Origin of the sequence: Mangrovihabitans endophyticus, assembly GCF_014646155.1 — a bacterium.
GTDB classification, from domain to species: Bacteria; Actinomycetota; Actinomycetes; order Mycobacteriales; family Micromonosporaceae; genus Actinoplanes; species Actinoplanes endophyticus.
The window spans coordinates 1-7,919 of the sequence record NZ_BMMX01000084.1 but is presented as its reverse complement, the minus strand read 5'-3'; the positions used below and the strand labels follow the sequence as shown (position 1 = coordinate 7,919).

Annotated in this window: 7 protein-coding genes; 2 read left to right on the top strand and 5 right to left on the bottom strand. The window is 68.1% G+C overall.

Annotated features, from left to right (window positions below; all coding sequences use genetic code 11):
- The first annotated feature begins 469 nt into the window (after nucleotides 1-469).
- A complete protein-coding gene (locus IEY73_RS32190; RefSeq protein WP_189083131.1) occupies nucleotides 470-1,108 on the top strand; it encodes an HNH endonuclease family protein in 639 nt (212 codons plus the stop codon).
- On the top strand, nucleotides 1,012-1,362 hold the full coding sequence (locus IEY73_RS32185) for a hypothetical protein (protein ID WP_373292921.1): 351 nt from the start codon (nucleotides 1,012-1,014) through the stop codon (nucleotides 1,360-1,362). The genes IEY73_RS32190 and IEY73_RS32185 overlap by 97 nt, the downstream gene beginning before the upstream one ends.
- Before the next feature lie 103 nt (nucleotides 1,363-1,465).
- Here the strand turns inward: IEY73_RS32185 and IEY73_RS32180 are convergent, their stop codons facing one another.
- The 5 genes from IEY73_RS32180 to IEY73_RS32160 all read right to left on the bottom strand — a co-directional run bounded on the left by IEY73_RS32180 (nucleotide 1,466) and on the right by IEY73_RS32160 (nucleotide 7,516).
- Complete coding sequence (locus IEY73_RS32180) at nucleotides 1,466-2,551, bottom strand: ABC transporter ATP-binding protein (RefSeq protein ID WP_189083129.1); 1,086 nt, start codon at nucleotides 2,549-2,551, stop codon at nucleotides 1,466-1,468.
- Nucleotides 2,551-3,585 (bottom strand): ABC transporter ATP-binding protein, encoded by a 1,035-nt coding sequence (locus tag IEY73_RS32175; RefSeq protein WP_189083128.1) that lies wholly within the window; start codon nucleotides 3,583-3,585, stop codon nucleotides 2,551-2,553. The genes IEY73_RS32180 and IEY73_RS32175 overlap by 1 nt, the downstream gene beginning before the upstream one ends.
- On the bottom strand, nucleotides 3,585-4,598 hold the full coding sequence (locus IEY73_RS32170) for an ABC transporter permease (protein WP_189083127.1): 1,014 nt from the start codon (nucleotides 4,596-4,598) through the stop codon (nucleotides 3,585-3,587). The genes IEY73_RS32175 and IEY73_RS32170 overlap by 1 nt, the downstream gene beginning before the upstream one ends.
- 95 nt (nucleotides 4,599-4,693) lie before the next feature.
- Entirely contained in the window at nucleotides 4,694-6,448 is a 1,755-nt protein-coding gene (locus IEY73_RS32165) for an ABC transporter substrate-binding protein (protein WP_229716369.1), read from the bottom strand.
- A 72-nt stretch (nucleotides 6,449-6,520) separates the two neighbouring features.
- Nucleotides 6,521-7,516: an ABC transporter permease gene (locus tag IEY73_RS32160; RefSeq protein WP_189083126.1), complete on the bottom strand. Its 996-nt coding sequence runs from the start codon at nucleotides 7,514-7,516 to the stop codon at nucleotides 6,521-6,523.
- Nucleotides 7,517-7,919 lie beyond the last annotated feature (403 nt).

Below are 7,919 nucleotides of genomic sequence, written 5' to 3'. Positions count from 1 at the left end.
CCCCCGCCGGGGGGCACCCCGGCGGGGCGTCGATCTTGGACTTTGCGTGCCGGCTATGAGTGGCCGTGACCCGTTATGTCTGCCCGGAAAGTCCAAGATCGACGCGGCGGGACGGGCGGCGCGCGCCGATCTTGAACTTTGGGTGCCTGGTTCGCCCGTACTTATCCGTCATGCCGGACCGCAAACTCCAAGATCGACGACTCGGGGCGGGGCCCCGGGGGCGCGAGGCTCGGGGCGGGGCGCGGGGCGGGGCGCCGGGGCGGGGCGGGGCGGCGCGGGGCTCGATCCGCCTGGGGGAGCGGTGTCGGGTGATCTTGCCGCCGCGCCGGACGATCACCGCGTATCGGTGTGATCCGCTCGAATCGGGCGCGCTGATTCTAGGCTGGAGCGTGTGACCCCCCGGATTTCTCAGCTCCCGTTCCGTCTTGTTCCACCAGCGCCACATCCGCGGCCACGATCCGCCTGGCGAATCGCCGTGAGCACTGCCGTCGCACTCGCCGTTGTCGGGTCCGTCTCCGGGTGCGAACTCGTACCGCTCGAACCGTCGCCCTACGGATCGTCGGGAAGCATCCCCAGCGGCCACGCCGCGGATGCCGCCACCGCGCTTGATCACCTGGAAATCGCCAAGCCAGGGTCGATGAAGGGGTACAGCCGGGACAAATTCCCGCACTGGCGCAGCACCGGCGAGAACTGCGACGTACGCGACTCGGTGCTCAAACGGGACGGCAGCAAGGTGAAGGTCTCCGGCTGCAATGTCGTGGCCGGCACGTGGACGAGCGTCTACGACGGCAAGACCCTGCACTCGCCCGACGACGTGGACATCGATCACGTGGTGCCGCTCGCCGACGCCTGGCGTTCCGGCGCATCGTCGTGGAGCACCGACAAGCGTAGCGACTTCGCAAACGATCTCGACCGTCCGCAGCTCGTCGCCGTCTCGTCGAGTTCCAACCGCTCGAAGGGCGACCAGGATCCGTCGGAGTGGAAGCCCACCGAGAAGGACAACTGGTGTGAATATGCCCAGGACTGGATTACCGTCAAGGATTACTGGAAGCTGTCGGTGACGACGGCGGAGAAGTCCGCCCTCACCGACATGCTGGAGACCTGTTGACCGACGAATCCGCTCCCACCACGGACATCACCGCCGGTCCCGGCGGCGTGATGACCGACGACGTGGGGGTCATCACCGGCGACCTCACCGTGCGGACCGAGCTGACCGGCGACAAGGCGACCGTCCGGGTGCAATACAAGGACGCCGACGAGTGGTACACGGTGACCGGCGCGACGGCGACGCTGCACGACCCGGCCGACGTCGCGGCCGTGCACGCCGTCGCCGTCGGCATACTCAACCGCCCGGAGGGCTGACCCGGCCACACAGCGAGACCGCCCGGAGGGCTGACCCGGCCACACAGCGAGACCGCCCGGAGGGCTGACCCGGCCACACAGCGAGACCGCCCGGAGGGCGACCCTAGCCCAGGCGCTTGTCCGCGGAACGCCGGCCCTTGATCTCGTCGTCCCTGCCGACCGGGAAGTGGCACGCCGTCAGGTGCGAGTCCGGATCGCCGTCCTGCGGCACCAGTGGTGGCTCCTGCGTCGCGCAGATCTCCTGTGCCTTCCAGCACCGGGTGCGGAACCGGCAGCCGGACGGTGGGTTGATCGGGCTCGGCACGTCGCCGGTCAGCAGCACCCGTTCACGCTGTGCGCGGTCGCGACGCGCCGGGTCGGGCACCGGCACCGCGGACATCAGGGCCACCGTGTACGGGTGACGCGGGTCGGAATACAGCGTGTCCCGGTTCGCCACCTCGACGATCTTGCCGAGGTACATCACCGCCACCCGGTCCGAGATGTGCCGCACCACGGACAGGTCGTGCGCGATGAACACGTACGTCAGATCGAGCTCGTGCTGGAGATCGTCGAGAAGGTTGACCACCTGGGCCTGGATCGACACGTCCAGGGCGGACACCGGCTCGTCCGCGACGATGAGCTTGGGACGCAGGGCGAGCGTGCGCGCGATGCCGATGCGCTGGCGCTGACCGCCGGAGAACTCGTGCGGGTAGCGGTTGTAGTGCTCCGGGCTGAGCCCGACCAGCTTGAGCAGATCCTGCACGGCCCGTTTGACACCGTGCTCGGTCTTGACGTTCTGGATCCGCAGCGGCGCCCCGACGATGGTTCCCACGGTGTGCCGGGGGTTCAGCGACGAGAACGGGTCCTGGAAGATCATCTGCATGTCGCGGCGCAGCGGCCGCAGCCGGCCCTGGCGCAGGTGTGCGATGTTCCGACCGTCGAAGGTGATCGATCCGCCGGTGGGTTCGACCAGCCGGGTCAGCAGCCGGCCGGTGGTGGTCTTACCGCATCCCGACTCGCCGACCAGGCCCAGCGTCTCGCCCTTGTGGACGTCGAAGCTGATGCCGTCGACCGCGCGCACCGCGCCGGTCTGCCGCCGCAGGATGCCCTTCACGATCGGGAAATGCTTTTGCAGGTCGCGGACGGACAGCAGCGCCTCGCGTGGCCTGGTCTCGGTGGCCGCCTGCGCGGAACCGTGGTGCTCGTCCATCAGGCCTCCAGCTCCGGCTTGACTTCGTCGGTCCAGATCCGCCGGCGCTCCTGCGCCGGCAGGTGGCAGCGGACCAGGTGGCGGCCACCCGCCGCGGGCACCAGCTCCGGGGTCAGCGTGGTGGCCAAGCCGCCGGTACGCGGCTCATAGGCGCAACGCGGGTGGAACGCGCAGCCCGACGGCAGATTGATCATGGACGGCGGCAGCCCGGGGATCGGGGACAGCCGGTCCAGGTTCGGCCGGTCCATGCGCGGCATCGAGCCGAGCAGTCCCCACGTGTACGGGTGTTCCGGCTGCTCGAAGATGGTGGTCGCGGGACCGTACTCGACGCATTTCCCGCCGTACATGACCAGCACGTCGTCGGACAGCTCGGCCACCACGCCCAGGTCATGCGTGATGATGATGAGCGCCGAGTCGAACTCCTCCTGCAGGCTGTGCATGAGATCGAGGATCTGCGCCTGCACGGTGACGTCGAGCGCGGTGGTGGGCTCGTCGGCGATCAGCAGCTCCGGGTCGTTCACCAGCGCCATGGCGATCATCGCGCGCTGTCGCATGCCGCCGGAGAACTGGTGTGGGTAGTCGTCCACCCGGCGATCCGGCTGCGGGATGCCCACCCGGCCCAGCATGTCAATCGCGTGCTTGCGGGCGACCTGCTTGGACACCCGGTTGTGCACCCGGTACGCCTCCACGATCTGCGCGCCGACCGTGTAGTACGGGTGCATCGAGGACAGCGGATCCTGGAAGATCATCGCCATCTTGTTGCCGCGCAGCCCGCGCACCGTGTCCGGCGAGGCGCCGACCAGTTCCTGGCCGTCCAGCCAGATCTCGCCGGACACCTCGGCGTTGCGCCGGTTGTGCAGGCCCAGGATGCCCAGGCTGGTCACCGACTTGCCGGATCCGGACTCACCGACGATGCCCAGCGTCTTGCCGCGTTCCAGGGTGAACGTCAAGCCGTCGACGCTGCGCACCAAGCCGTCGTCGGTGGGGAACGAGATCCGCAGGTCACGGACCTCGAGGAAGGCGTCGGAGGCCATCAGCCCAGCCTCACTCTCGGGTCGACGACGGCGTACAGGAGGTCCACGATCAGGTTGGCGATGATCACGAAGAACGCGGCCATCAAGGTCACGCCGAGCACCTTCGGCAGGTCGTTGTTGGTGATCGCGTCGATGGCGTACTTGCCCAGGCCGGGCAGGGAGAAGACGGTCTCGGTGAGCACCGCGCCGCCGAGCAGCAGGCCCACGTCGAGGCCGAAGATGGTCAGGATCGGGGTGAGCGCGGCCCGCAGGCCGTGCCGGGTGGTGACGGCACGCTCCGGCAGACCCTTGGCCCGAGCGGTACGGATGTAGTCCTCACCCATGGTTTCCAGCATGCCGGCACGGGTGAGCCGGGCGTACTGGGCGGAGAACTGCAAGGCCAGCACGATCCACGGCAGCAGCAGGCTGTAGAACCAGTCCGCCGGGTTCTGGGTGAACGGCGTGTAGCTGCCGCCGACCGCCGTCCATTTCAAGGTGTAGCTGAACACCAGCAGACCGATCATCCCGGTGAAGAAGATCGGCAGGGACACGCCAGCCAGCGAGAAGCCCATCGCCGTACGGTCCAGCAGCGAACCGCGGCGCAGCGCTGAGACGGCGCCGATGGAGACGCCGAAGACCGCCCACAGGATCGACGCGCCGACCGCCAGCGACAGCGTCACCGGCAGCCGGTCGACCAGGTCCGGCCAGACCGGCTCCCGGGTGATGAAGGAGTAGCCGAAGCACGGTGCCGGGCAGTGGTCCACGGAGGCGCCCAGGTTGTAGTCGGCACCCACGAAGATTCCCTTGATCCACCGGCCGTACTGCACCCAGATGGGGTCGTAGAAGCCCAGCTTGTGGGCGATCAGGCTGACCGTCTCCGGGGTGGCGGCGCGGCCCACGTAACGGGTCGCGAGCGTCTCCGGCGTGGCGCCGGCGAGCCGCGGCACCAGATAGAAGATCGCGAAGGTGACGGCGCTGACGATGAAGAGCAGCACGACGGCCGCGAACAGGCGCCTGATGATGTAAGTGATCACTTCTGCCCGGCTCCGGCGGCCGACCCGTCGCCGGGCCGGCCGCCTGCTGCCTTCACCTACCTAACCGAAGGGGTGTCGAGAGGGGGAGCGGTTGCTTACGCGACGCCGAGGGACAGGTAGTCGTACATGCCGTACGCCTCACTGATGAAGACGTTCGTCAGGTTCTTCGGGCGGATCATCAGGCTCTTGGCGTCGATGCCCGGCATGATCACCGCCTCCTCCATGACCCGCTTGTCGATCGCGCCCCACATCGCGTTGCGCTTGTCCGCGTCCGTCTCGACGATCGCCTGGTCCAGCATCGTGTCCACCTCGGGGATCCGGACGCTGGTGTTCGACGAGCCACCGGTCTCCCGGATGACCCGGCTGTCCACCATCTGCGAGAGGAAGCCGAAGCCGTCGTTCCAGTCCGCGCCCCAGCCGTTGGTCAGCAGGCCCAACTTGTTCTTCACCACGAACGGCGGGTTGCCGGCGTACGCGGAGAAGTAGTCACCCTGCGGGTACGGCTTGAGGGTCAGCTTGATGCCCACGCGAGCCAGCGACTGCTGCAGCGCCTCGGCGGTGGCCTTCTCCTTCGGCCGCTCGGCCCGGTACGCCATGTTCGTCGCGAAGCCGTTCGGCTGGCCGCACTTGGTCAGCGCTTCCTTGGCCTTGGCCAGGTCGCCCTTGTTGTCCGGACCGGCCGGGTACAGGTCGAACTTCTGGTAGCCGGGGATCGCCGGCGGCAGGAGCGTGGTGGCGATGTCACCACCGGCAAGCGGGCCGCCGTACGCGGTCTGGTAACCGGTGCGGTCCTCGGCGTACAGGACGGCCTTGCGGCACTCGATGTTGTCCAGCGGTGCGACCGTCGGGTTGATCGAGGTGTACCAGAGCCGGGCCAGCACCGGGTTGTCGGTCTGCGCCTTCAGCGCCGGGTCGCCCACCACGCGGCCGAGCGCGGCCGGCTGCACGCCGGTGCCCACCACGTCCACGTCCAGGTCACCGGAGATCAGCCGGTTGTCGATGTCGTCCGCGTTGACGTTCAGCGCCACCTCGTACCGGTCCGGGAGGGCCTTGCGGTTCGGGTCGGTCGAGGCGTCCCAGTTCGGGTTCCGCTTCAGCGAGAAGTTCTTGCCCAGGTTGTTCTGGTCGAACATGTACGGGCCGGAGCTGATCACGTGCTCTTTGTACTTCGCGCCGGTGTCCTTGGCCTCCGGCACCGGAACCGTCTGCGACAACTGCGCCATGTAGTCGAAACCACCGAAGGCCTGCTTCAGGTGGAACACGATGGTGTAGTCGTCCGGCGTGCTGATCGCCTGGTCGGTGTTCATGCCCTTGGACTTGTACGGGCCCTTGTAGCCGTCCGGCAGGTTGAGGAACGCCTCGAAGTACGCCGGCCCGTTCGGGAAGGTCTCCTTGTCCGTGGAGCGCAGCACCGCGTACTTGACGTCGGCGGCCTTGACCTCCGTGCCGTCCTCGTACTTCACGCCCTTACGGATCTTGTACGTCCAGGTCTTGCCGCCGTCCGAGGGCGTGCCCAGGCTCTCCGCCAGGTCCGGCACCAACTCGTTGCTGCCCTTGCCCGGGGCCGGCTTGAACATGACCAGGCTGCGGCCGTACAGGCGGAGGAAGTCCCACGAGTAGCCGTAGTACGTCTCACCCGGGTCCAGCGTGTCCCAGTCGCCGGCGTTGGCCATCCGGATGGTGCCGCCCTTCTTGTCGGAAGGGTTGAACACCTTGGTCAGCGCGGCGTTGAATTCGGCCTTGGTGGTCGTCTCGTTGCCATTGGAATCATCATTGCCGCCGCACGCGGCGGTGAGGGCGAGCGCCAGCACGGCCGTACCGGCCACCAGCACCCTTGACTTGCGGATCACTTGCAGCAACCTCCCTGGTGGACACGGTCCGGCGCGGACCGTGCGGCTGGAACGTAGGTCTCGCGGCGCATGTCAGCGACGGCCCTTGGGGTCGAGGGCGTCACGCAACCCGTCGCCGAACAGGTTGAAGGCCAGGACCGTGATGAAGATGGCCATGCCGGGGAAGAACATGAAGTGCCACACGGTGTAGAAGCGCGCCGCCTCCGAGAGCATCCCACCCCAGCTCGCGGTGGGCGGCCGGATGCCGACGCCGAGGAACGACAGCGACGCCTCGAACAGGATGTTCGTCGGGATCAGCAGGGTCGCGTAGATCAGGATCGGCGCTACCAGGTTCGGCAGCAGTTCCTTGAAGATGATGTACGGGCTGCGCGCGCCCAGGCTGCGCGCGGCGTCCACGAATTCGCGTTCCCGCAGCGACAACGTCTGCCCGCGGACGATGCGACCGATGTACGGCCAACTGACCACGCCGATGATGAACACCAGCAGGGCGATCCGCAGGCCGTTGCCGGACAGGCCGAACGCCGCGTCTGGCACCACACCGGCCAGCGCGATCGCGAAGACCAGCAGCGGGAACGCCAGGAAGACGTCCATCGTCCGGCTGATCAGGGCATCCACCCAACCGCCGAAGAAGCCCGCGACCACGCCGAGTGTGGCGCCGATGACCACCGACAGCATGGTGGCCAGGAAGGCGATGAGCAGGGAGATCCGGGATCCGTAGACGACCCGGGCGAAGATGTCCCGTCCGTTCAGCGGTTCGACGCCGAACAGATGGTCGCCGCTCATGCCGGTGCCGCCCTTGGGCAGCAGGGTGTTGACGTCGATCAGATCCTGGTGAAAATCGTTCGGCGAATTGCCGGTGATCTTCGTGATGAGCGGCGCGAAGATCGCGACGAGGATGAGGAAGACGACCACGCCACCGCCGGCCATGGCGACCTTGTCGCGTTTGAGCCGAGTCCAGGCGATGCGGCCGAGGGAACGCCCCTCGATCGTCTTACCACCCTGGGGCGTCCCGGGCTCGGGTGACTCCGGCCCCTGATCGGTGACCGCCGTGCCGGGTCCAACGACCATGAGAAGCCCGGTCCTCTCCCCCGGCGACCCGTCGCGGCACCGAGAGCGACCGGAGGCGCGGTCGCCCGCCGGATCGGACCGGCCCCGTGACGCGGGCAACCGATCGGTTGTCGCGTACGTGGACTGGTGCGGCCCCGGTCGGCGATGGTGGTCGCGTCTCAGGCACCCTGCACCGCGGACGGGAGTGCCGCCGCTGTGAGAGGAACGCTCACCTAATCCCGACCTCTGGTCAAGGCCCAAGCCATGCTGTGACCAACTTCAGGCCGCTCCGTGATTACAGCGTGATACGGAACGCCTTGTGCCCCACATCTACGCAACGTATAAAGCACCCCCGCCCCGCCCCGCCCGCCCCGCCCCGCCCGCCCCGCCCCGCCCGCCCCGCCCCGCCCGCCTCGCCCGCCCG